Here is a 24,257-nt window from a genome sequence, read left to right as displayed (position 1 = left end):
TAATTTTTATTATACAAAAAAGAACTCTTTGAAAGAGTTCCTTAAATTAGTGTTTTGTATTTATTTTGGGACAGTGAGAACCGTCCCCGTTGTCCCATAAGATTCAGGCTTTTTGTTGAAGAAAAACACTCCAACGCCACCTATTCCTAAATGGGAGCCTAGCACACTGCCTATTTTCTCTATTAATATATTACTATTTTCTCCTATTTTTTCAATTATCATATCCTTTATCTCCAAAGCAGTTTTTAAATCATCAGCATGGGTTATACCTATAATTTGGTTGGGAAATTCTTTAGCCCTTTGATAAACTATATCTACTAATGTGTTTAATGCTCTTTTTCTACCTCTTATTTTTTTAATTACTATCATTTTGCCTTCTTGAACATCTAAAATTGGTTTAATATTTAAAGCTTTTCCTATTATTGCTCCACTTTTACTAATCCTTCCGCCTTTTAAAAGCCAGCTTAAATCATCAATAGTAAATACATGTTCTATATGCTGTATTTGTTCTTTTGAAGCTTTAACTATATCTTCAAATTTATTGCCTAACTCTGCTAATATAGCTCCTTGTAAAGCTATCAAGCCAGAAGCAAAGGAACCAGATTTTGTATCTATTATCTCCATTTTAACATTTGGAAACTCTTCTCTAAGCCTTTGAATAATTAGATATGATTTTTCATATGTGCTAGATAATTTTGAAGAAAAAGAATAATAGATAAAATCTATGCCTTTAGAAGCATATTTTTTAAATAAATCATAGGTTTTCTTAGGATTTGGTAGTGAAGTTATAGGACATATACCTCTTCTCATTGCATCATATACTTCTTCAACTGTAATAGTAACTTTATCTAAGTATTCCTTATCATCTATATATACTCTAAGAGGTAAAATATCTATATCATATTCTTCAATTATACTGTCAGGTAAATCAGATGTGCTATCCATAATAATTTTTGTCATAATGATCTATCTCCTTACCAATATTATTTAACTATTGACAATTTCTTGTAATGTCGTTTTACATCTATAATTGTCATATTATACTGAATATTATAACATACCTTTGACAATAATTTTACATTTAATTTGGATTTATTTCCCTATTATGCACTTAGATATTGTTTCGTTTAAAATAATAAGGTATGGAATTTGATATGTACTAGTAAATTTATATGTCATTCTTTACATAATCTTAATGCTTATTTCCTTCCCTTGCTCATAACCTTTTAATTCCTTGACAACTCCTAATACAGTATTAAACAGAATATTTTGTACAAATGGAACCATGTCTACTTCTTTTCCATCAATTTGAAGTTTAACTTTTGATCTATTTAATATACAATCTTCTCTTTTAGCTTTACCTTTTAATATCATAGCACCTAATTGTCTACAATTATAACCACATCCATTACAGCATTCTTCAGGAAAGTCTGGTAATTTATCATAAACTTTTTCTTCAATTAAATCCACCAATCTTTCTACATTGTCCATGGTATTAATAACAGGGATGCCTTTAAATTCATCTATTGTATTAGACATCCTACCTGATATGGCAAATACCAAATCATCCAATCTTTCCAATACCTCCTTTTCATCATGGGCAGCTATTATTTTTGGTGCGTTAGAATCCGTAACCCCTTCTAATACAACAAAATCATGGCTATAAAGCTTTAAAACCTCATCTATGCTAAGCTTTTCTTGAAAAAGTATATCTGTTTCATAATAGCCTCTGGCAGTTACCAACTGGGAACCAGCCTTTTTATGTCTATATGTGTTTGTTCCTTCAGTATCAATAGCAAACTTTTCAAAATGTATTTCTTTCACTGAGCCTACAGAATACTTTCTCTTTCTCAATTCCTTAATAATATTCTCTATGGTTGTAGTCTTGCCTGATTGTGTAATTCCAACTACTGAAAAAACTCTCATCTATTTCCCTCCAGTTATCTAAAAATATTAAAAGCAATATAGCAAATAGTAAAAATAATACTTATAAAAATTATAAAATAATCCCATTTGGACATTTTTAAAACTAAATAGCTTGTACGACTATCATAAGCCCTAAATCCCCTCATCTCAATTGTTGTTGAAAGTTTTTCTGCTTTCAATATAGTTCCTACTAATATAGGGTTAAATATATAGGAATATATGCTAATTCTTTTCTTAATTGGAATATTATTTATTTCAATCCCCCTAAGTTGAATAGCAGTCAGTGAATCTTTAATCTCCTCAGTCAATATGGGTAAAAACCTAATACCAATAGCTACCATAAAAGCTATATCATAAGGTAATCCCCATTGGACAAAGCCTTGGATTATTTCCCTGGAATTGGAAGTGGTAATAATTGTAGCTGAAAATATTATTATCATCATTCGCAATATGAATTGTAAACCCTTTTCCAAACCACTGGTACTCAAAACTATAAAGTTTCCAATGGAAAAAAGAGCTTTTCCCTCTGAAGAAAATATACTCTGGATTATTGCAATAACTATTATTAAATACACAAGTCTCTGTATCTTTTTTAGGCTTCTTTTTAAATCTACATTAAAAGATTTAGCAATGAAAATAGTTAATACTAATATTACAGCAAGAGAAAGGATATCTTTAATTATTATCCCTAAAGTGGAGATACACAGTACAATAATCAGTTTAGTCCTTGGGTCTAATTTATATCCTTTGGTCATGGATAATTTCACCTCTATGAATCTTTATCACTCGATGGGAAAGTTCTTCTACAAAGAAATGGTCATGACTTATAATAGTCATACCAATACCTTTTTCTATTAATTCCTTTAATAATTCAATTAATATCTTTTTCCTTTCCACATCAAGTCCAGTAGTAGGTTCATCTAGTATTAAATACTCTGGATTATTAACCAATATTGTTGCAATAGCAAGCCTTTGCTTTTCTCCTTGACTTAGGAGTAAGGGTGAAGATTTTCTTACATCTTCTAATTGTAATAATTTTAATAGTCCTTCCACTCTCTCCATTAAATAGGCTTCACTAAATCCCTTAAACCTTAGTACAAACCCTAATTCCTCTTCTACAGTATTACAAAAAAAATGCTTTTCCGGATTTTGAAACAAATAGCCTATTTTACTACCTATTTGGGCTAAGGTCCTTTCAGAAATATCTTCATTTGAAATATAGACTTGTCCATTTATAGGCTTTAAAATTCCCATCATCAGTTTTCCTAAAGTAGTCTTACCGCTTCCATTTGGTCCTAATATGGTTGTAACTTCATCTTTCCTGATTATTAAGCTTAGATTATTAATTATTGGCTTTCCCTTTTTATATCCAAAATATACATTCCTTAATTCTATGAAGTTCAACCTATTCACCAGCCTTTAAATTCTTTTAAATTACCCTTCTTTAGTTCCAACACCCTGTCCGCTAAACTTAAATTATTAAAATCATGTTCAACCAATACTATGGTTCTTCCTTCTTTTTTTAAATTTAATATTACGTCCTTTATTTTCTTCTTCCCCTCATCATCTATTTGGGATAAAACTTCATCCAATAGTAAAATATCTGATTCCATAGCTAAAATTGCAGCAATGGCTATTAATTGTTTTTGCCCCCCTGATAAATTGTTGGGGTTTTCATACCTATAGTCTTCCATGTTAACTATTTTGAGTACTCTTTTTATTCGTTCTCCTATCTCTTCCCTATCTACCATTAGATTCTCTGGACCAAAAGCTATCTCATCTTCAACAGTAGGAGAAAAGAGCTGAGTATCTGGATCTTGGAATACTATTCCAACTCTTTTAGTAATATCCGCTATCTTTAAATTCTTAATATCCTTTCCCCATAGTTTAACTTCACCATTAATTTCACCTTTACGGATATGAGGTATTATTCCGCACATAATATTTAATAATGTACTTTTACCACTTCCACTTAAACCTACTAAAGCTAGAATCTCTCCTTTAAATAATGTTAAATCCACTCCCTTTAATATATAATCAGAGTTAGTATTATATTTAAAATATAGATTATGTATTTCTATAGGATTTATCATTTTAGTTCCATCTCCACAACAAATTTACACCATCTTTGACTAAATTCATCTTCTCTAATAATTATTTGATAAGGACCGCTACCTCCTTCTTCTTTACTCCTTAAAAGCTTTCCATTTAGCTTATATGCTAAATATACATTATCTTCATCCATTACATCCTGAATACTTATAGCTACGGTGTATCCATCTATTCCCCTTATTATTACCTGTTTTTTATCTTCAATAGTAATTCCAGCTTCTTCAATTATGTTCACTAAGGGTATACCAGTATATTTATGTTCTTTTGGATCACTATCACTGGTATCTAAAACAGCATTAAATTCTTCTTCTCCCAGTTGGCCTATTTCTTCAAAGGTTAGTTTAGCTTCTAAACCATCACCTTTTATTATTATTTCTGCATTTTCATGTGCTTCCCTATTATCCTTTGCTATATCCCTATTCATAAAGGCAAAAACCCCCATAATAATAATTAGAATAAATATTATTATTCCTATAGTTTTATTACTCAAATTGATTCCCCCCATCCATAATTATATAGGGAACCACCATATCCTCGTATCTAAATTCTCCATGGTCTCCTCCATACTCTGTAGAATGCATACCATGGTCAGCAGTTATTATAATTTTACCCTTCCATTTGGATGCGATTTCTTCAACATAGGCATCCACTCTTTTAATAAATTCCATGGTTTCTAAGGACAAATCTCCATAGGTATGCCCTGAATCATCTATTCCATGGAAATGTGTAAACACTAAATTATAATCTTTTCCCATTGCTTCCATAGTAGATTTATATACTTCATCATCAGTAAATCCATCTCCATTATTATCTAGATTTAACACTGGTTCAATTTCTGTCTTTAATATTCCTATATTCCCTTCAATGTATAAAGCTTTTTTATCTAAATCTTCAACAACTTTGAAAATAGAATCTGTTTCTAATTCTCTCTGTTTTCTAGAATGTACTCCATTTTCTGCAGGAGATTTGCCAGTTATTATAGCAGCTAATCCTGCATTGGTTACAGGTTTATATACTGATAAAGCTTTGTTAATTTTAGGCTGTTTCCCTAAAAAAGGTAAAAAACCATTTTCAAATGCATATTGATACTGATGATAACCAAATCCATCTAATAAAATAAATAATACATCTTCTCCTTCTTCTAAAAAACTTAACATGTCATAATAGGAGTTCATTATACTATTCATAGGAGGATTAACAATAACCCCAATTGCTTCTTTAACAATTATTTGTCCATCCTTATTTATATAATCTATTGAACTTTCATTTGATTCGAAACATCCATATTCTTCAATAGGTTTAATTTCACCCAAGGCTCCCATGACTATAGCATTTTTTATTTTTTCTTCAAGTATATCTTCTAATGTAAATACCTTTCTTTTGTTAAATACTGGGATATTTTTAATATTATTTTCACTATCAATTATATTCATTCCAATATCCTTTCTATCAAAAGAAGAATCGTGGTTTACATCATTAGAAGTGGATTTTGGACATGCTGATGCACTCAATATTATTACAACAAGTATAATAAATGTTATAATATGTTTATTATCCATTATATCATCCCCTATTAATTAAATTTTCCAATACATCATTCTTCTTTAATTTGTTAAGGATTGTATAAGCTATCAAACCACCTATTCCTCCTGATAAGCTAGCTACTGCTAAAGTCAATATTAAGGGTACTAAAGGTAACCTGAAGAAAACCACATTAACTAAAAAAGTTCCACTAATATTGGCTAATATTCCACATATAAATAAATGGCCCCTTTGAAACTTTTTTGGTCTAACTATAAAAATGTATAAATCTACTACTAGTCCAGGAAGTATATATGTAATAAAACTTACAATTCCATGGGTACCATAAATACCCAAACTGACTACCATTATTGCTTGTACTATGGATATTAAAGTAGCAACCCCTACTCTTCCTATCAAGCCAACTCCTAAAACAATCCACATCATATACAATCCACCTGCAACTGCCCCTCCAGGAATATAGAGGGGCCCAGTTATAATATGGGCAAGAGGTACAATGACAGGTTTCGTTGCTATCCCTAAAGTTGCCATAAGAGCAATAACGATTATTTCAAATACAGAAAATCTACCAACTAATTTCTTAAGCATATTATTGCCTCCAATTGATTGATAGCTTAATATCAATATAATATATATATTTGCTAATCTAAAATAATCTCATATACATGTTTAATCCAACGTTGGCTGAATGGGTCCTGTCTTATTACCAATTGAAAAGGACCATTCCCCCCTTGCTTCTTTGATTTCAACGGTTCTCCATCTCTTTCGAAAGTTAAATAAACATTATTTGGTTCTTTTATCTCCTCTATGCTTAAAATTATTCTATATCCATCTGTGGCATTAAAAGTTATTTTTTCATTATTGGATATATCTATATTCAATGAAGAGAAAAATTTGGATATTTCAACACCTTTATATTCCGTTTCAACAGGTTTTTTGCCGCTACTCCTTACTACAGCAGGAAAACTTACGGAATCAGGATGGTTATATATAAAATCCCTTTCAACAATTTGTTGATTTTCTCCTTGTATGATTTTTATAGATATATCTTCTTTAGTAGAAAAACTTAATATGAGTATAATTCCAATTACAACTATTATTGGTATAATCCTTTTAATATTCATAGTAACCTCCTTATTCACTTTCTAAGGCCTGGCTAATTCCACTTTTAACTGCATTTAAAAATCCCCTACTCGTTGTTGTAGCACCACTAATTACATCTACATTAAAATTTTGAGTTTCAACTATCTCCTTAGAAATAGTTTTGAATACCTCTTCATAATACCCTGTGGTTTCTCTATGGTTTACAATATTAATCTTTCCGATTCTATTATCCTTAACCATTAATTTTACCTCCATTGGGCCGCCAAAACCAATACCTGTTCCAATATAGACTCCATCCTTTAGACTACCTATTTCAGCCATTGATTGAAAACTAGGATTTGGATTAGTCAATGGAAGAAAGGAATAAATGCTGACCAATAGAATAATACCAAGGATTATATACCTTTTATTTTCTATATTAAATTTTGTAAGTTTTAATGAATAACCCTCTGTCCCTTTTATACAAGTGGTTTCTATACATTCCAAACATCTAATACATTCAGGAGAAATTTCCATTCCAATTGGTCTTTCTATATGGGCAGGACAGTTCTTTAAACAATAAGTGCACCCATTACATTCTTCATTCCTATTAATCCTCATTGGCCCAATGGCTGACAGAAGGCTTTGATAAGCTCCAAGGGGACATAAAATTCTACAAAAAACTCTTCTAATAAATAGTGAGGACACCATTATAAATAGTAATACTAAAAAACCTAAATTAAGATTTAGACCTAGAAAAAAATTTAAATAAGCTAACCAAGGAGAATAGGGAGAAATAAGATTCCCTAGCCCTAAAATACTCAATATCAAAACCATCAATAATACAAAGTATTTCAATATTTCAGGACTAAAACCTTTCCCCTTTGGAAGCTTTCTTTCCCTAATTTCTAGTTTTGTCCCTATGTATTTAAAGAAATCCTGCAAGGCTCCAATTGGACAGATAAAACCACAAAAGAATCTACCCATTAATAGAGCAGTAACGGATATTCCAATTGTAAGGGCAATTGACTTAGAAATACCCCTCCATCTATAGGATAAATCTGTAAAGGAATATTTTAATGCACTCCAACCTCCATAGGGATTAATATCCCCAAGGGATAGTATTTTCCAATTGATAGTATCATTAATATATAGGTAATATGTTATACAAATTAATATTACTAATATAGTAGAAACTATTTGTATAAGGCTTCGTTTTTTTAATTTCATTTTTTTTCAATCCTTAACAAATCTTTTATTAATTCCTTTTCTTTATGATACAAAATTATCTGATTACCATCTTTTATTATATAAGAATTTAGCATTTCCTCTAAGGATATCTCCCTCTTTGAATCGTCTTTACTTATTAAAACAAATTGATTCTCCTCAGTCCATCTCATACCTGCTGTTAGCAATACATCCTCCAGTAACAACCCTTCCATACCATTTATGCCTTTTGTTCTAACTACTTCAGCCATTTTTTCAGGAAATATTACTGCATCCTTAGTTGTGGAAAAATGAGTCATATTCTTTACATTCATACCAAGTTTGAAGTTTGGAGCAATGTTCATAGGAGCATTTTCTCCCTCAACCTTGATGAAGTATCTTTGTCTAACTAAAGAAATAGTTTCATTTTTAATCAACCCATCGGAAGCAGCCATAGTAAAAAATCCTTTTTCATCTACTGCATCAAATTTTCTTAAAATCTGTCCTACTTCAATGGATTTATCTTTGTTTCCATAATACTCATAGTAATAAGGCTCAATATCCTCTGTTAAGGATTCAAACATATGAACTTTATCGATGTCTTTAGGAGATATTTCACTGTATAAATCAATATTAGAAACCATCTTAACCCAATATGGTCCTAATTCATTAGTGACCGCCAATCTTACAGGCTTTTCATCTTCTTTGAGGACTTTACCATTAACCTCCCAGGACAAAATTAAATCATTAGTCTCTAATTTTTCTCTATCAATCATAGTATAATATCCATCTCGGCCAGTAATTCCTACACCTTCATAATCACTTAAATCCATACCTTCTGTTTCCAAAACATGGCGAAGAGTTGGACCCTTAACCTTCATTGTAGTCTCTGTTCCTGTAGTATTGATTAATACTACTTCCTTTGTTACCTGTTCATATTCCTTAATTTTATCAGTATCTATTCTAAGAGACTTATCCCCCCAATTTATAGCAAAGCTATTTGTATCCTGTTGCCACATTTCCTGAGGAACAACATCAGGTACCTTTTCCATTTTTACATTATTGATATTATACTGATAGGCTCCAATTGCAGCATTTACAGCATTAACCACTGCTTGAGAGCTAATAGTTGCTCCAGTCACTTGGATTATATCTTCAGGATTTTCCTTATCTAAAACCACAAGATTCAAGTATTTATCAATTACTATATTCCTGAACCTCTCTAAAAACCAATCAGATTCAATATGTTCGGCATAGTCTAATGACTCTTCGTGATCCAATATATCTATACCTATCAATTCATCACTTTCACTGTCAATTGCTACCAGAACATCAATTGGACCAGAATATCCTATACAACTAACTACATAGGCCTTTATCTCCCCATCAACTTCATATGCTCTCTTTACAGCTGGGAAATTTAAAGAGATAAATAAATCATCAGAAATATCCTTTATAATATTAACTTTTTTGGCTTGGGGATAAAGGGCTTTTACCTTAAGTTCCTCTTCCGTTTCTGGATTATTGAAGAAAAAAAACATACCAACTACAGCTACAATAATAATAATAAATATTAAATAAAATTTCCTGTTTTTCATCATATCTCTACCCTACTCTACTATTATTTTGTCAATATTAGAAACCCACTGAGGTTTATTTACATCTCCAGCTTCCTTCTGGCCTACTACCAGCTTAAATGGAGGTCCATCTTCAGAATCATATTCTTCACCATTTTCTTCCCAAGCAATAATCATAGGAAACTTTGCCTGAGGGTTTGTTTCATCAATATAGTCCTGTTTTTTAACCTGTTCAATTGTAAACTCCATTTTGTATCCATCTATTGCAAGAATAGTAACCTTTGTTGCAGCTGAAGATATTTGAGCTTCTTGTTCAAGTAATTTCCATAGATTGACTCCTTTAAAATTTGTGTGTGCCGTAGTCCCAAAATTGTTTATAGAATAATATTCTCCTTCAAAAATTATATTTTCCATGGCTTTTAAATCCCTTAAGTTTAATGATTTCTCACTACCTACATTACCCTCTATTTTTAAAACATTTTCATCTTCATCTGCTGGCTTATCTTCAGCTTCTTCTCCATCTTTTGATTCTTCACTTACATCCTCCGACTTTTCTGAAGCTTCTTCTACTGCCTTATTGTCTTGCGATTTTATTTCTTCATCGTCTTCTTGTTCTTCTTCTAATTCCTCTTCAATATTTGAGTCTTCTTCAGTAGTTTCTTCTTCTATGGTAATATCTTTCTCTGTTTCCTGCTCTTTTTCTGTGTCTATAGAAACTTCATTATTCTCTGTTTTTGATTTGCACCCTGTTAAGCTAAGGGAAATAGCTAAAATTAAAATAATCAATAAATTAATGGTTTGAAATTTTTTCATACAACCCTCCTAAATCAGGCAATAGGAACAAGTCCTATTGCCCATTGTTAATATTTTAAAAATCTCAATAATATTACTGCAGCTTCAGCCCTTGTGGAGTTGAACTGTCCACCAATAGTATTATTGGAGAATCCCTTGACAATCTCTGCCTTCACCACTGCTGCCACCGATGATTTTGCCCATTCTTCCACCTTATCATCATAAGTAGATAATATGCTTTCTACCTGGTCATCAGTCAGCTTTTCATTTAAGATAAGGCCTAAAATTTCACATATTTCTTGTCTCTTAATTGGAGCATTAGGTTTGAATGTGCCATCCTCATATCCTTTAATTACTCCATTCTTTGCAGCCAATGCCACATCTTTTGCAAACCAGTCTGTTGGTTTTACATCGCTAAATGGTATGTTCACTGTTTCAGATTTATCAAGTCCCAATATTCTAACCATAATAGCTATAAACTCAGCTCTTGTAATATTATCATCTGGTCTGTACTTTCCATAGCTTCCATTTACATAGCCCATAGTAGCCATTTCCTTAATTTCTTCATTAGCCCAATGGGATTTTATATCTTCAAAGGTTTTTGCATCACAATAAACTGCTGCACCACCATTTGTTCCAACAAATAGATTTTCATTATCCAAATCTATATAATAGACGTTGTTCCATTTCTTGGATGGGAAATAATTAGTTCCATCAATTATTTTAGTTACTTTGCCAATTCCTTCAGTTTTGATTACACCACTGGCAGTTGTTGCAATATAAAGGGTTCCCTCATTTTCCTTATCTGCTAAAACCAACCTTATATCGTCATCTTCAGTTATTGATGGGTACAGCTCTTTTGCTGTGTAAACAGTCCTTTCACCATTTAATATATAATCCACTTCTCCATGTCCAAAACCAGGTGCGTTGCCGGACCTTACAACCCATACTCCACCTTTATCATCTATGGATATGCTTCTTATCCAGTTTAGATTAAAATTAGTATTGTCAAAGCCTTCATAGGTTGTAACAGTTCCATCTGCTGCCAAGTGCTGGTAGCCCCCAATGTAAATAGGATTTTCTTCATCACCTTTTACATCAGGATAATAACCTATCCAGGCTCCTCCTTCTCCATCGGGTTCTAAAGCATCAACAGAGTAAGGCAAAAGTCCCTCTTTTTCCGTATAAACTGTCCACTTATCATTCTTATCTACATATACAACACCATTTTGTGTACCTATCCATAACCCACCATTTCCATCTAATTCTAGTTCCTGGACAAAGGCTGCTGGAAGCAATGAATTATCCGTATTTAAAAGTTTCCAGGTTTCATTGGTTTTCACCAATATACCTTGGGGTGTTATAGGTCCTCCTAGGGTTATCCAAAGCTCTCCATTTTCCCTTTGAACTATTGCATAGGATGTATCTACCTTAACAGTACCTGCATTTTCAGTTTTTATTTCCTTTATAGTAGTCCATTTCCCCTCTGGAGTTCTAACTGAAAGCCCACCATTGTTGGTTCCTATCCATAGGTTTCCATTTTTGTCGTATTCCATGCTTCTAACACTTGCTTCTGGTAACTCTTTTCCAGTATCGTTTTTATATGTTATCCATATTTTCTCCCCTAAATCTAACGTATCCTTTTCAGGTCCTGGTAGTTCAGGAAGATTTAACTCCTTAACATCTTCTATCCTAGGTTCTTCATAATCTCCACTTCCTACAACAATACAATCTGTCCATTTTACCCACATAGATTTGCTTTCCTCAATTATTAATCTTAATGGACCATATGCATTGTTATTTGCATACCCTATATCGCTTTCATTAGGAACAAGAGGATAACCATCCACTGCGTATGCCAATATAATTTTCTTTATCTGATTATTAGAATTCAGTACACCCTTCATAAGCTGTTCGCTACTTCTTAATATCTGATTATAATTTTGTCCGCTAAATACTCTTACACTCGGTATTTCCACATCATCCTTTAATCCTACAACCTTGGATATTAAATCCCATAAAACTATTCCTTCAAAATCACGAATACCATCACCTGTATAGGTATCTCTTATTGCATATGTTAGCATTGATTCAATTTGCCTTAATGTAAAGGTCATAGGTTCCTTCACTTGAGAACCAGTAACCCGTAATACTGGCATATCAAGGTATTCGGTATATACTCCTTGATTGTGATTCCAAGTTGAACTTTTATCTATATCCTTTTGGGTAGTTTCTCCGTCACCAGTTTTTACTTCAGTTCCTGTTGATATTGGGTTGCCCCCTCCAATGATTATTTCCTTTATAAACTGAACTTGATTTGAACCATTTGTATCATTATAGCTTGTTTTTCCAAATATAACTCTTAAAGGCCCTCCATCATTGCCAAGACCAGGATTAAAACCTTCATCTGTAGGCCTTACTACATAAGGATATCCATTAAAGCCATATGCCACAAGGATAGGCATTCCTGTATGTAGTGGCTTTTCTTTAGAACCATCGTAGGTGCCATCTCCTACATCTTCTGCATTTTTCTCATAATATCCATATAAAGAATTATCCTTTATTTCTCCAATGGTCATAGGAGGAAAATTATAATTATCCGCTGCTATAAACTGAATACTAGTATCTTTATCAATATTAGGGTCTATTCCTGCTTTAAGAAGTAAATCCCATAGAGGAACTCCTTTATATTTATTGTAATACCAAAAATATTCACTATTGGAAAGACTATATTCATCTTCGTATTTTATATCCTCCATGGCTTCTATGTCTGATACTTTATATCTAACTTCCTTATTCATTTTATCTCCATGGATAATAATTTCATAATCCGTATATTTAGGATTGTCATAGGGAGGATAAGTATGTTCATAGATATTTTTGGCATCCTTTTCCTCAATATAGATATATGCCACATTGGAAAATTCCTTTGCTTTGGATTCATCTTGCTTATAAACTAACTTAAAACATCCATTATCATTGTATTTATCAGCTTTATATCCTACATCTGTATCTAAATATACAAGAGGAACCCCATTGATTCCAAAGGCTATCAGATAATCCTCTGCTTCTGCTATTGGTATAGTAAGTATGGTTTTCCTTGATTTATCTTTAAATATTACATTTCCAGCTTTAGATGTAACCTTTACATAATTATCTATCAAATATTTCCCATTGATTCCCTCATAGGTATTTTCAACGACATTTCCATCTACCTTTTCATAGTATGTACCTTGCTCATGACCATCTACATCCTCTTCTATCTGTCTCAAGGATATTGCTCTATAGCCTTCAACACCAGGGCCTTCAATGGTAAAGGTTGCTCCCGTTATGGCATCGATATTATAAGGTGCACCATCATAGCTAATATGCTTATAGGATGAATCTAGGCCTATCCCTTTATTACTCTCATCAGATGGTCTATCTTCACCAATGGTTATTTTTACAACTTCTTTCCCCCATTTGGATAGATTCATATCATCTATATTAATTTGACCAAATACTACCTTTGGAAAACCTTTATCCAAATCCTTTTCTGTTAAAGCTCTATCCTTCCATGTTATTGGAGGTGAAAAACTATCCTCTGAATAATCAGCCAATACTGCTGTAAACTTGGCTATCATGGGTTCCACTATTGTTTTACTTGCCTCAGTAAAATTACTAAAACAATAGGCATCCCTTAATTGATTTATAGATTTTGTAAATTCAAACCCATCTGAACATGTAAATTTAACCTCATAATCCTCATCTGTTTTTAAATTGTTCTTGCCAATTAATTCAAACAAATCATAGCCCTTTGCTTTAATGATTTTATGAAAATTAAAGCTATTATTTCCAGAGTAAACCCTTTCCACCATCTTAAATTTTGACCAATCAGATTCTGTAATTCTTACTTCTTCATTAACTCCTGTCCCTGTAATTAATAAGTCTAAAGCTGCTGCTTCAACGGAGTCAATAAAGAAGGTTACCTGTGATAAAATCATTCCAAATGCCAATAAAAATGCAAGGAATTTTATTTTTTTAATCTTATTATAGCCTATCATAAAAACCTCCTTTAGATTACTCAAAAGAGCGAAAGCTAATGCCATCGCTCTTTGTCCCTTTTATTAATTACTCTAACTTTATACTTTATTCTTGAAATAAAGCGTTATATACAATAACAGCTGCTTCTGCTCGATTTACAATCTTTTCAGGTTCGAAATTATCTGTGGCTACATTTTCAAATACTCCTTGAGCTTCAAGCCAAGCTACTTCATTTTCTGCCCAATCAGGAATTAAATCCTTATCTGCAAAGTTTGATTTTTCCATTACGAACTTATCCATTTTAGCTTGAGGTACTATCTCAGCAATTACAGCAGCTCTTCCAGCTACTGCTGCTATTTCTTGCCTAATTATAGGTTGATCTGGTCTAAAAGTTCCATCTGTATACCCTGTAAACAAACCATTATTAATAGCTGCTTGTACATATGGAGCAAACCAATCTTCAGCCTTTACATCGGTAAATTCACCAGTATATTCAACCTTATCATATCCTAAAGCTTCCACCATAATCTTGCAAAATTGAGCTCTAGTAAATTCTTTTTCTGGAGCATATTTATTATTACCAATTCCATCAATTATTCCTTTTTTAGCAAGCTCATCTATTGCTCTTGCAGCAAATTCATATTCTGCTGTTATATCCGTAAAAACTATATCTTTTACTTCTTCTGGTTTAGGTTCTTCTTCAACAGGTTTTTCATCTTCTGTTGCTTCAATAGCCTCTCCAACAGTTATTTTCACTACCATCTTATATACTGTACCAAATTCACCAGGTTCTTTAAGCTTTCTGTAAATAACTATTTCTTCATTATCTGGGTCGTCATCATTATCAATTACTTCACCATTAATTTCATAAGCCAAAACAAATTTCAAATCTTCGTTAAATATATCTTCTAATGTCTGTGGATCGATTGGATATCCATCAGAGGCTTCAAATAATACTTCTGCATTTTCTGCAGTTACACCTGCTTTTTCTTTTAAAACATAAGCAAGGCTAACCCCTTTAACTAATGCAGATTTTTCTCCACCCTTACTGTTATATATGTATTCTTCATTGATTTGAGCTTCCTCTGGCATAGCTTTTAAATCAGCAAGGGATAATTTCAATTCCGTTTCTACACCTTCTCCTACAATCTCAACTGCAAAACCTTCAGCATTCTCTGCTAATACAACTCCTTGGGACAATATTAATACCATTGCCAATACTAATGTAACTAACTTCAATTTTCTGTTAAACATATTTCATCCACCTTTCTAATTTTTATATTTATTATTATGAATATTAATTAAATCAAATATATAAACAAAGCAGCATTCCCAATGGAAATGCTGCTTTAAATAAATTTCTCCTTTCCATCAGGAGGCTTAACCGTTTCCAATCAAACCCTATCGGTAAGTTAACCATAAACTAAGTTTACAGGTTAAAATACTCGGAGATTCTCTATTTCTTAATTAATACTTTAACATACTTGTTTACTCATGTAAAGTGGTATATCAATAGAAATAAGCCTAAAGAATTATTTTTCCATTTGTTTTGTAAATATGTTAAACTATTGTCTATAGACCAAATTAATGAAGAGGTGTATTTTGTGAATAATCTTTTTTTAACTGGAAAAATTGGAGTAGGTAAATCTACAATTTTAAAAAATGCATTAAAAGAATTAAACCTATCCATAGGAGGATATGTTACAGAAAGAATATTTGAAGGATATTATAGAAAATATATTGTTAAATCATTATATGATAATATGGAAGAATACATAATTGTGCGAGTTGACTCTAGAGATAATTCCAAAGAAGGGTTTATGGAAGCTTTTGAAAATGGAGTTATCTCAATACTAGATAAAAGTTTAAAACATAGAGATTTAATAGTCCTAGATGAACTAGGGTGTGTAGAAAATGATATAGATATTTTTACATCCAAAGTCTTTGAATTATTAAATAGCAAAAAAATAGTATTTGGCATTTTGAAAGATGATTATTGCAGTTTCCTGAATGATATTAGAAGTCGAGATGATGTTATAATAATTAGAATTACTGAAGAAAACAGAGACTATATACTTGACCATATTATTAATATACTGGAAAGTTTCATACATAAAACAAATTGTTAAAACAAAAGAATCCAAGTCTAAGATGATTAAAACTTGGATCTAGTAATTATTATTTCATTCATTATTCTTTTCATATTAATCATATCCACTTTTCCAGTTTCAGCTTCCATGGCATTAGCTGTACCACAAGCAGCTGCTACTTTTAGAATAAATTCAAAATCATAATCTCTATATAAAGAAGCCACAAAGCCACCTATCATAGCGTCACCAGACCCTACTGGATTTACAGCCTTAACTTTAGGAACCCTTATTCTATAGATGTATCCATTATGAAAAACTATTGCTCCTTCTTCTCCTAACGATATCATTACTATATTAATATCATTCTCTAACATATATTTTCCCGCTTGAATAATCTCTCTTTCCGAATCAATTTTGCAGCCCATTAAACCCTCTAATTCTTCTCTATTAGGTTTCACTAGAAAAGGTGCAGCTTCTACTCCATATTTCAAGGCCTCCCCACTAGTATCTAGGAAAAACTTTTTCCCAGCTTCTCTAGCCATTATAATTAGATTTCCATAGGTTTCAGGAGGTAAACCATGAGGTAAACTCCCAGATGCACATATTATATCCACCTCTTTAATGAGTTCCCTATATAGTTCATAAAACTCTAAAACATCTTCTCCTGATATGGAAGGTCCCTTTTCTAATATTTCCGTTTGGCTACCATCATCAGAAAGAATTGCTAAACAGCTTCTAGTCTCTCCATTGATAGACACAAAGTTATGTTTAATTCCCGTAGCGTCCAGTTGTTCTTTTATATATTCACCGCTTCTCCCACCTAGAAATCCAGTAGCCATTACAGGTTCGTTGAAAGCATTTATTACTTTAGTTACATTTAATCCATTACCACCAACAGTAAATTGAACATCTGTAGCTCTAAAAACTCTACCTTTTTCAAAACCTTTAATACTATACCTTCTATCAATAGAAGGATTCAAAGTAATGGTGAGAATCAAAGCTAATCCCCCCTTTTTCTACATTATACCATATTTATCTTCTATTTTGACTTCTACAAATTTTATTCTATTTATTACTATCTGTCTTACGATATTTATAGAGGGGATTAGCAATTCATTCCATCTATTCTAACCTAATTAATAACTCACCTGACTTTACATTTTCTATTTCATACTTTCAATAACCTTTTTTGTAAACTCCTTGGTTCCTTGTTTCCCTCCTAAATCCATAGTCCTACTTGCTTTGTCTTTTAGGACCTTAGATAGAGCTTTTTCTATTTTATCTGCTGCCTCAAATTCGCCAATATGTTTTAACATCATTACCCCAGATAGCATAGCTGATGTAGGATTTGCCATGTTTTTATTGGCAATATCCAATGCAGAACCATGGACAGGTTCAAATACTGCAATATCTTCCCCTAGGTTAGCTCCAGGGGCTAATCCTAGTCCTCCTATAAGTCCTGCTGCTAAATCGGATAGTATATCTCCATATAGATTAGGAGCTAATATTACATCATAATCTTGAGGAAATTGAACTAGTTTCATACTCATGGCATCTACTATCATCTCTTGGAATTCTATATCTTGATAATCTTTAGCAATTTTTCTTCCACATTCTAAAAACAACCCATCAGATAGTTTCATAATATTAGCCTTATGGACTAGAGTAACTTTTTTTCTATTTAGATTTCTAGCCATTTGGAATGCATATTTACATATTCTTTCACTAGCCTGTCTTGTGATAATCTTAATACTCTCTGCCTTATTTTGGTCTATCATACGTTCTATGCCTGCATAAAGATCCTCTGTGTTTTCCCTCACTATAATTAAATCTACATCTTTATGAAAGCTATAGACTCCATCAAAGGATTTAATAGGTCTTATATTTGCAAATAAATTCAATTTTTTTCTTAACCTTACATTAACGCTTCTAAATCCCTGTCCTATAGGCGTAGTTATAGGCCCTTTTAATACTACTTTGTTTTTCTCAATACTATTAATAACATAATCTGGAAGAGGAGTCCCTTCAGATTCCATAGCATTAGCTCCAGCTACTACTTTTTCCCATTTAATATTTACTCCTGTGGCTTCCATAACCTCTACTGCAGCAGAAATAACCTCTGGTCCTATCCCATCCCCAGGAATCAAAGTTATGTTATAAGTCATGTCTATTCCCCTTTCAGATGTTCTTTAAAATTATTTTTTATCATATTTAATAACCCGCCTGCTTTAAGTATTTCCCTTTGTCTTTCAGTAATGTCTAAATCTAAAATATATTCTCCACCTTTAGTTATATTTTTAATTATTACTTTATCTTCCTCTATTTGTTCCAAAATATTATCTATTATTAAATCATCAAGACCATTTATACAATTGAAATCATCTTCATTATTGAATACTAAAGGAAGTATTCCATTATTAATCAGGTTTTGCTTGTGTATTCTAGCAAAGGACTTAGCTATTATGGCTTTAATTCGCAAATACAAGGGTACTAATGCTGCATGTTCCCGACTAGAACCTTGACCATAATTAAATCCTGCTACAATAATACCTCCCTTATTGTCCCTAGCTCTTTTGGGAAATTCTGGGTCACACGGTACTAAACAATAGTCTGATAAATATGGAATGTTTGATCTATAAGGAAGAAGTTTTGCATTGGAAGGCATTATATGATCAGTAGTTATATCATCTCCCAATTTTATAAGGACTTTTCCCCTTATAGATTCTCCTATGGCCTTTGATTTAGGAAAGGGTTTAATATTTGGTCCTCGTATAATTTCCACTTCCTCCTTATCTTCTGCTGGACTAATTATTAAATTATCATTAATTAAAAACTTATCTGGCATATCTATATTAATATCCTTCACATATTCTTCAGGACTGGTAATATAGCCAGTTAAAGCAGAAACTGCAGCTACTTCTGGACTTGCTAAATATACTTTAGCAGAAACAGTTCCACATCTACCTTTGAAATTTCTATTAAAAGTCCTCAAAGAGACTCCATCCGTATTAGGGGATTGTCCCATGCCAATACAAGGTCCACACCCTGATTCCAATATTCTAGCTCCTGATGAAATAAGTTTAGATAAAGCCCCATTTTCAGCTAACATATTTAACACTTGTTTTGACCCAGGAGAAATAACCAAGGAAACCTCCTCATCTATGGTCTTTCCTTCTAAAATCTTTGCCACCTTCATCAAATCTACATAAGAAGAATTGGTACAGCTCCCTATGGCTACTTGATTAACCTTAGTTTTTTCCAATGATGATACAGGAACCACATTATCTGGACTGTGAGGACAAGCTATTAAAGGTTCTAGTTTATCCATATCAATAGTTATAATCTCATCATAGAAAGCATTATCATCAGCTTCTATATTAATATAATCTTTTTCTCTACCTTGGGCCTTTAAAAATCTATAGGTTATCTCGTCAGAGGGAAATATGGATGTAGTCGCCCCTAATTCTGCTCCCATATTGGTTATAGTTGCTCTTTCAGGTACAGATAGGTATTTGATTCCCTGTCCTGAGTATTCAAATATCTTATTTAATCCACCTTTCACCTCATATCTTCTTAATACTTCTAATATAATATCTTTAGCAGACACCCCTAATCTTAATTTGCCCTTTAGTTCCACCTTAACTATATAGGGCATAGTTATATAATACTCTCTTCCCGCCATAGCCACCGCCACATCTAACCCACCAGCACCAAAGCTTAACATTCCCAATCCTCCGCCAGTAGGTGTGTGACTATCTGAACCTAGAAGGGTTTGACCAGGAATGCCAAACCTTTCTAGATGTACCTGATGACATATTCCATTCCCTGCCTTGGAAAAGTATATACCATATTTTTTTGCAATCCTCTGAATATATAAGTGGTCGTCTGCATTCTCTGGCCCCGTTTGTAGTAAATTATGATCAATATAAGCAACAGATTTCTTAGTCTTTACCCTATCAACACCTAAAGCCTCAAATTGCAAATAAGCCATAGTCCCAGTTGAATCTTGGGTTAATGTCTGGTCTATTTTTAATCCTATTTCCTTTCCTCTCTTTAACTCTCCAATTACTAAATGCTCTTTCATTATCTTTTCCGCTACTGTTAATCCCATCCTTCTACCTCCAGTTATATCTAAATTGCTTTAGTATCTTCTTTATTTAAAATATTTGGGATATATTTAAAAACTAATTCCTTTAATTCATCATTTCTAATATTTGAAGTCCTTCCATTAGCATATTCATCATCAATCCATTTTTTTATGGCAACAATTCTTGAATCGTTTTTATTAATTTTGCCTGAGCCATCTAATCTAAAATAACCATTTATCCATGCAGCAATACCAGCCAATCCAGAATAAGAATTTACCGCTACCAATGGAGGTCTGCCTAAAACCTTCTCTGTGTCAAAACTATTATATATCTCTTTGTTTTTAAGCATTCCATCTGCATGGATACCAGCCCTAGTTACATTGAATTCGCTACCTACAAAAGGAGTTCTAGCAGGTACTTTGTAATTTAACTCTTTTTCAAAATAATCTGCAATATCGGCAATTATTTTTAGATTCATATTTTTGGTTTCACCTTTTACTTGTGCATATTCAAATACCATAGATTCTAAAGGACAATTGCCAGTCCTTTCTCCAATTCCAAATAAGGTAGCATTAACAGAAGAACCTCCATATAGCCAAGATGTAGTAGAGTTTACAACTACTTTATTAAAATCATTGTGCCCATGCCATTCTATGGACTCTGAAGGTACATTACAATAATACCTCAATCCGTGGATAAGAGCAGGTACAGATCTAGGTAATTCAACTCCTACATATGGTATTCCAACTCCTAAAGTATCGCAGGCTCTTATTTTCACCGGTATATTGTATTCTTTAGATAATTTCATCAAATTTTTTGCCAATGGGGCTACAAATCCGAAGAAATCCGCCCTAGTTATATCCTCAAAATGGCACCTAGGAGTTATACCATTTTCTAAAGCGCTTTCTGCAATAGAAAGATAAGTATACATAGCTTCCTTTCTGGTCATATTCAATTTATGGAATATATGATAATCGGAACAGGACATGAGAATTCCAGTTTCTTTTATCCCCATTTCCTTTACCAATTTAAAATCATCCTTATTAGCTCTAATCCATGAGGTTATCTGTGGAAAATCATATCCTCTAGTCATACATTTTTCTACTGCTTTTCTATCCTTCTCAGAATACAAAAAGAATTCTGTTTGTCTAATAATTCCAGAACCATTATCTAATTCATGTAGATAATCAAATATCCTTACCATCTGTTCTGCTGTCATAGAAGACATAGATTGTTGACCATCTCTAAAAGTAGTATCTGTAATCCATATGTTTTTAGGAATTTCCATTGGTAATTGTATATTATTAAATTTAACCTTTGGAATCTCTTCATAAGGAAATACATCCTTAAAAAGATTTGGCCTTAAAGTATCAATTCCATAATAATCCATTTTATTTTCCCCCTTAATTATTGCAATTATTTGCAAGTTATTATATTATGTATTTCATTTTCAAAATTGGTATTTTTTTGAGAATTTTTTATCAACTATAGTGATGAATAATCGTTAATTAATGCACCTCTCTTATTATCTTTATTTTTACCCTATTATCACTCAGGACTATATTTCTCAAAAACAATAATTGAAACAATTTTAACATAAAGAAAATATAATTGCAATAGTATTTTGCAAGTTTTATTTTTTTTCTTGCATTTCTATATAATTAATTGTAGATGGAGTTTTCACATTAATATTAATTTTGAATATTATATATGGAACCATATTAATTAAAGGGGGAAAAATAATGTATAGATATGATTATATTCAAATACCACAACTTCCATTATTAGGACCAAACTACTTGCATCAAATAATTCGAAATGTTTATGAAGCTATTGTAGGAGAAGCAACTGCAGCAGAATTTTATTCAAGATTATTGCAAGAAGCACCAGATGATTTGCATAGGGAATTTATAGAGCATGCACGAGATGATGAATTAGAGCATTTGCACGCTTTCATAAGGCTTTATTGCTATTTGACAGGTCAAATGCCTCAATATAATATAACACCTGTTGTCTATTCCAGTTATAAGGAAGGAATATTAATGGCTTTAGAAGATGAATTGAAAGCTGGAGAATTTTATAGAAATATTCAACTTTCCACTACAGATAAATTAATTAGAGATACATTCTATTATGCAATGGTAGATGAATTACAACATGCAACTATGTTTAGTACATTATATAATACTATATAATAAAGATAAAAAACATCTTCTAATTAGAAGATGTTTTTTAATTAAATCCAATGCCTAATAATATATTCAGTTTATTGATTATAAAATTAAATGTAGTATTGGTGCTGCTATAAGTATAGATAATATTACTCTTTCTACCCATATTATAATATAGTCTTTCATTGTAAGTGGTATCTGAGTTGCCATCATACATGGAATTGAAGCTGAGAAAAATAAAATTTCTGATACACTCACTATTGCAATAAGGAACCTAGTAATCATAGGCGCTTCTGTTACAAGCAATGCTGGTAGAAACATTTCAGCTATACTTAGAGCATTTGCCTTTGCTGCTAATAGGGGTTCTGGAACACGTGTTAACAGGGTAAATGGATAGAAAATATAACCCACTATATCAAATAATGGTGTATATTCCGCTAATACTATTCCTATTACTCCAACAGACATAAGCAATGGTCCAATTGATAAAGCCAATCTTATACCAGATTTGAAATTTTCTATAATGCTTTCTACTACTGTAGGTGCTTCATCAAAAGCCTCCATTCCTTCTTCCAAAGCCATTTTAGCCCTATTTCCTTCAGCCAATTTTTCTGGATATCCTTCTTGATTATTATAATATATTTCCGGTTTTTTACTTAATGGATAAATTCGAGCTGTTATAGCTGTTACCACGAAAGTAATAATTAAAGTTAACCAAAAATATAATAGCCAATGGTCCATTAGACCTAAGGTTTTAGCCACAATAATCATAAAAGTAGCTGATACCGTTGAAAACCCTGTTGCAATTATTGCAGCTTCTTTCCCAGTATATTTTCCCTCTTGATATACTCTATCTGTAATAAGTAAGGCTAGTGAATAACTACCCACAAAGGATGCTACAGCGTCTATTGCAGACCTACCTGGAGTTTTCCAAATGGGTCTCATTATAGGTTGCATAAAAACACCTATAAATTCCATCAAACCATAATTAACTAAGAATGCAAGGAAGATTGAACCTATGGGTACTATTGTAGTAACAGAAATAACTATTTTCTTGTGGATAAATGGGATTACATCATCTCTCATTAAGAAAGCTGGACCTGCATTGAAAATCGCCATAAAAACAAACAGGATACCCAATAGCTTGATAATTGAAAAAACAGTTGTAGTCCTATCTTTGTTCCAGGTTTTGTTGATAAATGGTAGTATTCCACCAATAGCAACTATTAGGCCTGAATATATTGGTCCATAGTAAGGAATAGTTTGAATATAGCTAACAATATGGTCTAGTGGAATAGAGCTTTTTCCATTTACAGTGATAGGTACAAAGAACATAAAAATTCCAATTGCTGCATAGAGGATAAATTTAAATACTTTAATACCATCATGCTTTTTTGCCATACTATCATCCCTTTCAAGATTTTATTTATTAATCATTTTGTAAAATAGCATGTCTTTTATTAATGATTTTTTTATTAAATTATTATAGTCTCCTTTTATCCGTTTTTTAACTTTATTTATTCATATTTCTCATCTACCAATTTCTTTATTAAATCTTCATCAGGTAAGTAGGGTATGGTAATATGATTTGTATCTTTAAATTGCTTATTGTATTCAATGCATGTTTCTATTGAGTTTTCATTTCTT

At 32.1% G+C, this 24,257-nt stretch carries 21 protein-coding genes and 1 riboswitch; of the genes, 2 read left to right on the top strand and 19 right to left on the bottom strand.

What is annotated here, in order from left to right:
• Positions 1–60 precede the first annotated feature (60 nt).
• The 14 genes from C3E90_RS06480 to C3E90_RS06415 form a co-directional block, all read right to left on the bottom strand.
• Positions 61–960, bottom strand: coding sequence for a DegV family protein (locus C3E90_RS06480; RefSeq protein WP_236914849.1), 900 nt, complete (start codon positions 958–960; stop codon positions 61–63).
• 222 nt (positions 961–1,182) lie between these two features.
• Positions 1,183–1,926 carry a molybdopterin-guanine dinucleotide biosynthesis protein B gene (mobB, locus tag C3E90_RS06475; protein ID WP_236914848.1) on the bottom strand — a complete coding sequence of 248 codons (744 nt, stop codon included), beginning with the start codon at positions 1,924–1,926 and terminating at the stop codon, positions 1,183–1,185.
• A 14-nt stretch (positions 1,927–1,940) separates the two neighbouring features.
• Complete coding sequence (locus C3E90_RS06470) at positions 1,941–2,681, bottom strand: energy-coupling factor transporter transmembrane component T family protein (RefSeq protein WP_236914847.1); 741 nt, start codon at positions 2,679–2,681, stop codon at positions 1,941–1,943.
• Positions 2,665–3,330: an energy-coupling factor ABC transporter ATP-binding protein gene (locus C3E90_RS06465; RefSeq protein ID WP_236914846.1), complete on the bottom strand. Its 666-nt coding sequence runs from the start codon at positions 3,328–3,330 to the stop codon at positions 2,665–2,667. The genes C3E90_RS06470 and C3E90_RS06465 overlap by 17 nt, the downstream gene beginning before the upstream one ends.
• A 5-nt stretch (positions 3,331–3,335) precedes the next feature.
• Entirely contained in the window at positions 3,336–4,019 is a 684-nt protein-coding gene (locus tag C3E90_RS06460; protein WP_236914845.1) for an energy-coupling factor ABC transporter ATP-binding protein, read from the bottom strand.
• A complete protein-coding gene (locus tag C3E90_RS06455) occupies positions 4,016–4,528 on the bottom strand; it encodes a molybdopterin-dependent oxidoreductase (protein WP_236914844.1) in 513 nt (170 codons plus the stop codon). Before C3E90_RS06455 ends, C3E90_RS06460 begins: the two co-directional genes overlap by 4 nt.
• Positions 4,521–5,597, bottom strand: a complete 1,077-nt coding sequence (locus tag C3E90_RS06450) for an alkaline phosphatase family protein (RefSeq protein WP_236914843.1) — start codon at positions 5,595–5,597, stop codon at positions 4,521–4,523. The genes C3E90_RS06455 and C3E90_RS06450 overlap by 8 nt, the downstream gene beginning before the upstream one ends.
• 4 nt (positions 5,598–5,601) lie before the next feature.
• Positions 5,602–6,168, bottom strand: coding sequence for an ECF transporter S component (locus C3E90_RS06445; RefSeq protein ID WP_236914842.1), 567 nt, complete (start codon positions 6,166–6,168; stop codon positions 5,602–5,604).
• Positions 6,169–6,221: 53 nt separating this feature from the next.
• The gene (locus C3E90_RS06440) at positions 6,222–6,704 is read right to left on the bottom strand and encodes a hypothetical protein (protein ID WP_236914841.1); all 483 of its coding nucleotides are present in this window, start codon (positions 6,702–6,704) and stop codon (positions 6,222–6,224) included.
• A gap of 10 nt (positions 6,705–6,714) precedes the next feature.
• Positions 6,715–7,893 (bottom strand): 4Fe-4S binding protein, encoded by a 1,179-nt coding sequence (locus C3E90_RS06435; protein ID WP_236914840.1) that lies wholly within the window; start codon positions 7,891–7,893, stop codon positions 6,715–6,717.
• A complete protein-coding gene (locus tag C3E90_RS06430; RefSeq protein ID WP_236914839.1) occupies positions 7,890–9,470 on the bottom strand; it encodes an FMN-binding protein in 1,581 nt (526 codons plus the stop codon). Before C3E90_RS06430 ends, C3E90_RS06435 begins: the two co-directional genes overlap by 4 nt.
• A 9-nt stretch (positions 9,471–9,479) precedes the next feature.
• Entirely contained in the window at positions 9,480–10,259 is a 780-nt protein-coding gene (locus C3E90_RS06425; protein ID WP_236914838.1) for a molybdopterin-dependent oxidoreductase, read from the bottom strand.
• A 47-nt stretch (positions 10,260–10,306) separates the two neighbouring features.
• Positions 10,307–14,281, bottom strand: a complete 3,975-nt coding sequence (locus tag C3E90_RS06420; RefSeq protein ID WP_236914837.1) for an S-layer homology domain-containing protein — start codon at positions 14,279–14,281, stop codon at positions 10,307–10,309.
• Positions 14,282–14,366: 85 nt separating this feature from the next.
• Positions 14,367–15,515: an S-layer homology domain-containing protein gene (locus C3E90_RS06415; RefSeq protein WP_236914836.1), complete on the bottom strand. Its 1,149-nt coding sequence runs from the start codon at positions 15,513–15,515 to the stop codon at positions 14,367–14,369.
• Between the two features lie 91 nt (positions 15,516–15,606).
• A riboswitch (molybdenum cofactor riboswitch) is annotated at positions 15,607–15,724 on the bottom strand.
• Between the two features lie 141 nt (positions 15,725–15,865).
• On the opposite strand from C3E90_RS06415, the gene C3E90_RS06410 reads away from it, so the two are divergent.
• Positions 15,866–16,390: a nucleoside-triphosphatase gene (locus C3E90_RS06410; protein ID WP_236914835.1), complete on the top strand. Its 525-nt coding sequence runs from the start codon at positions 15,866–15,868 to the stop codon at positions 16,388–16,390.
• A gap of 26 nt (positions 16,391–16,416) precedes the next feature.
• Here the strand turns inward: C3E90_RS06410 and C3E90_RS06405 are convergent, their stop codons facing one another.
• The 4 genes from C3E90_RS06405 to C3E90_RS06390 form a co-directional block, all read right to left on the bottom strand.
• On the bottom strand, positions 16,417–17,349 hold the full coding sequence (locus C3E90_RS06405; RefSeq protein ID WP_236914834.1) for a 1-phosphofructokinase family hexose kinase: 933 nt from the start codon (positions 17,347–17,349) through the stop codon (positions 16,417–16,419).
• 165 nt (positions 17,350–17,514) lie between these two features.
• Positions 17,515–18,516, bottom strand: coding sequence for an isocitrate/isopropylmalate dehydrogenase family protein (locus C3E90_RS06400; RefSeq protein WP_236914833.1), 1,002 nt, complete (start codon positions 18,514–18,516; stop codon positions 17,515–17,517).
• 2 nt (positions 18,517–18,518) lie between these two features.
• A complete protein-coding gene (locus C3E90_RS06395) occupies positions 18,519–20,462 on the bottom strand; it encodes an aconitate hydratase (RefSeq protein WP_236914832.1) in 1,944 nt (647 codons plus the stop codon).
• Between the two features lie 20 nt (positions 20,463–20,482).
• Entirely contained in the window at positions 20,483–21,829 is a 1,347-nt protein-coding gene (locus tag C3E90_RS06390; RefSeq protein ID WP_236914831.1) for a 2-isopropylmalate synthase, read from the bottom strand.
• A 352-nt stretch (positions 21,830–22,181) separates the two neighbouring features.
• Between C3E90_RS06390 and C3E90_RS06385 the strand changes: the two genes are divergently transcribed.
• Positions 22,182–22,634 carry a ferritin-like domain-containing protein gene (locus C3E90_RS06385; protein ID WP_236914830.1) on the top strand — a complete coding sequence of 151 codons (453 nt, stop codon included), beginning with the start codon at positions 22,182–22,184 and terminating at the stop codon, positions 22,632–22,634.
• A 78-nt stretch (positions 22,635–22,712) separates the two neighbouring features.
• Here C3E90_RS06385 and C3E90_RS06380 read toward each other — a convergent pair whose 3' ends face one another.
• Positions 22,713–24,011, bottom strand: coding sequence for a YjiH family protein (locus C3E90_RS06380; RefSeq protein WP_236914829.1), 1,299 nt, complete (start codon positions 24,009–24,011; stop codon positions 22,713–22,715).
• Between the last annotated feature and the right edge of the window lie 246 nt (positions 24,012–24,257).

The organism is Clostridium sp. Cult2 (assembly GCF_021655075.1).
Classification (GTDB): domain Bacteria; phylum Bacillota; class Clostridia; order Tissierellales; family Tepidimicrobiaceae; genus Schnuerera.
This window is presented reverse-complemented; position numbering and strand designations above follow the sequence as displayed.

What these genes read in the sequence shown, in the direction of transcription:
- C3E90_RS06480 (WP_236914849.1), bottom strand. Translation starts at nt 960, where the DNA reads ATGACAAAAATTATTATGGATAGCACATCTGATTTACCTGACAGTATA.
- mobB (WP_236914848.1), bottom strand. Translation starts at nt 1,926, where the DNA reads ATGAGAGTTTTTTCAGTAGTTGGAATTACACAATCAGGCAAGACTACA.
- C3E90_RS06470 (WP_236914847.1), bottom strand. Translation starts at nt 2,681, where the DNA reads ATGACCAAAGGATATAAATTAGACCCAAGGACTAAACTGATTATTGTA.
- C3E90_RS06460 (WP_236914845.1), bottom strand. Translation starts at nt 4,019, where the DNA reads ATGATAAATCCTATAGAAATACATAATCTATATTTTAAATATAATACT.
- C3E90_RS06450 (WP_236914843.1), bottom strand. Translation starts at nt 5,597, where the DNA reads ATGGATAATAAACATATTATAACATTTATTATACTTGTTGTAATAATA.
- C3E90_RS06445 (WP_236914842.1), bottom strand. Translation starts at nt 6,168, where the DNA reads ATGCTTAAGAAATTAGTTGGTAGATTTTCTGTATTTGAAATAATCGTT.
- C3E90_RS06440 (WP_236914841.1), bottom strand. Translation starts at nt 6,704, where the DNA reads ATGAATATTAAAAGGATTATACCAATAATAGTTGTAATTGGAATTATA.
- C3E90_RS06435 (WP_236914840.1), bottom strand. Translation starts at nt 7,893, where the DNA reads ATGAAATTAAAAAAACGAAGCCTTATACAAATAGTTTCTACTATATTA.
- C3E90_RS06430 (WP_236914839.1), bottom strand. Translation starts at nt 9,470, where the DNA reads ATGATGAAAAACAGGAAATTTTATTTAATATTTATTATTATTATTGTA.
- C3E90_RS06425 (WP_236914838.1), bottom strand. Translation starts at nt 10,259, where the DNA reads ATGAAAAAATTTCAAACCATTAATTTATTGATTATTTTAATTTTAGCT.
- C3E90_RS06420 (WP_236914837.1), bottom strand. Translation starts at nt 14,281, where the DNA reads ATGATAGGCTATAATAAGATTAAAAAAATAAAATTCCTTGCATTTTTA.
- C3E90_RS06415 (WP_236914836.1), bottom strand. Translation starts at nt 15,515, where the DNA reads ATGTTTAACAGAAAATTGAAGTTAGTTACATTAGTATTGGCAATGGTA.
- C3E90_RS06400 (WP_236914833.1), bottom strand. Translation starts at nt 18,516, where the DNA reads ATGACTTATAACATAACTTTGATTCCTGGGGATGGGATAGGACCAGAG.
- C3E90_RS06395 (WP_236914832.1), bottom strand. Translation starts at nt 20,462, where the DNA reads ATGGGATTAACAGTAGCGGAAAAGATAATGAAAGAGCATTTAGTAATT.
- C3E90_RS06390 (WP_236914831.1), bottom strand. Translation starts at nt 21,829, where the DNA reads ATGGATTATTATGGAATTGATACTTTAAGGCCAAATCTTTTTAAGGAT.
- C3E90_RS06385 (WP_236914830.1), top strand. Translation starts at nt 22,182, where the DNA reads ATGTATAGATATGATTATATTCAAATACCACAACTTCCATTATTAGGA.
- C3E90_RS06380 (WP_236914829.1), bottom strand. Translation starts at nt 24,011, where the DNA reads ATGGCAAAAAAGCATGATGGTATTAAAGTATTTAAATTTATCCTCTAT.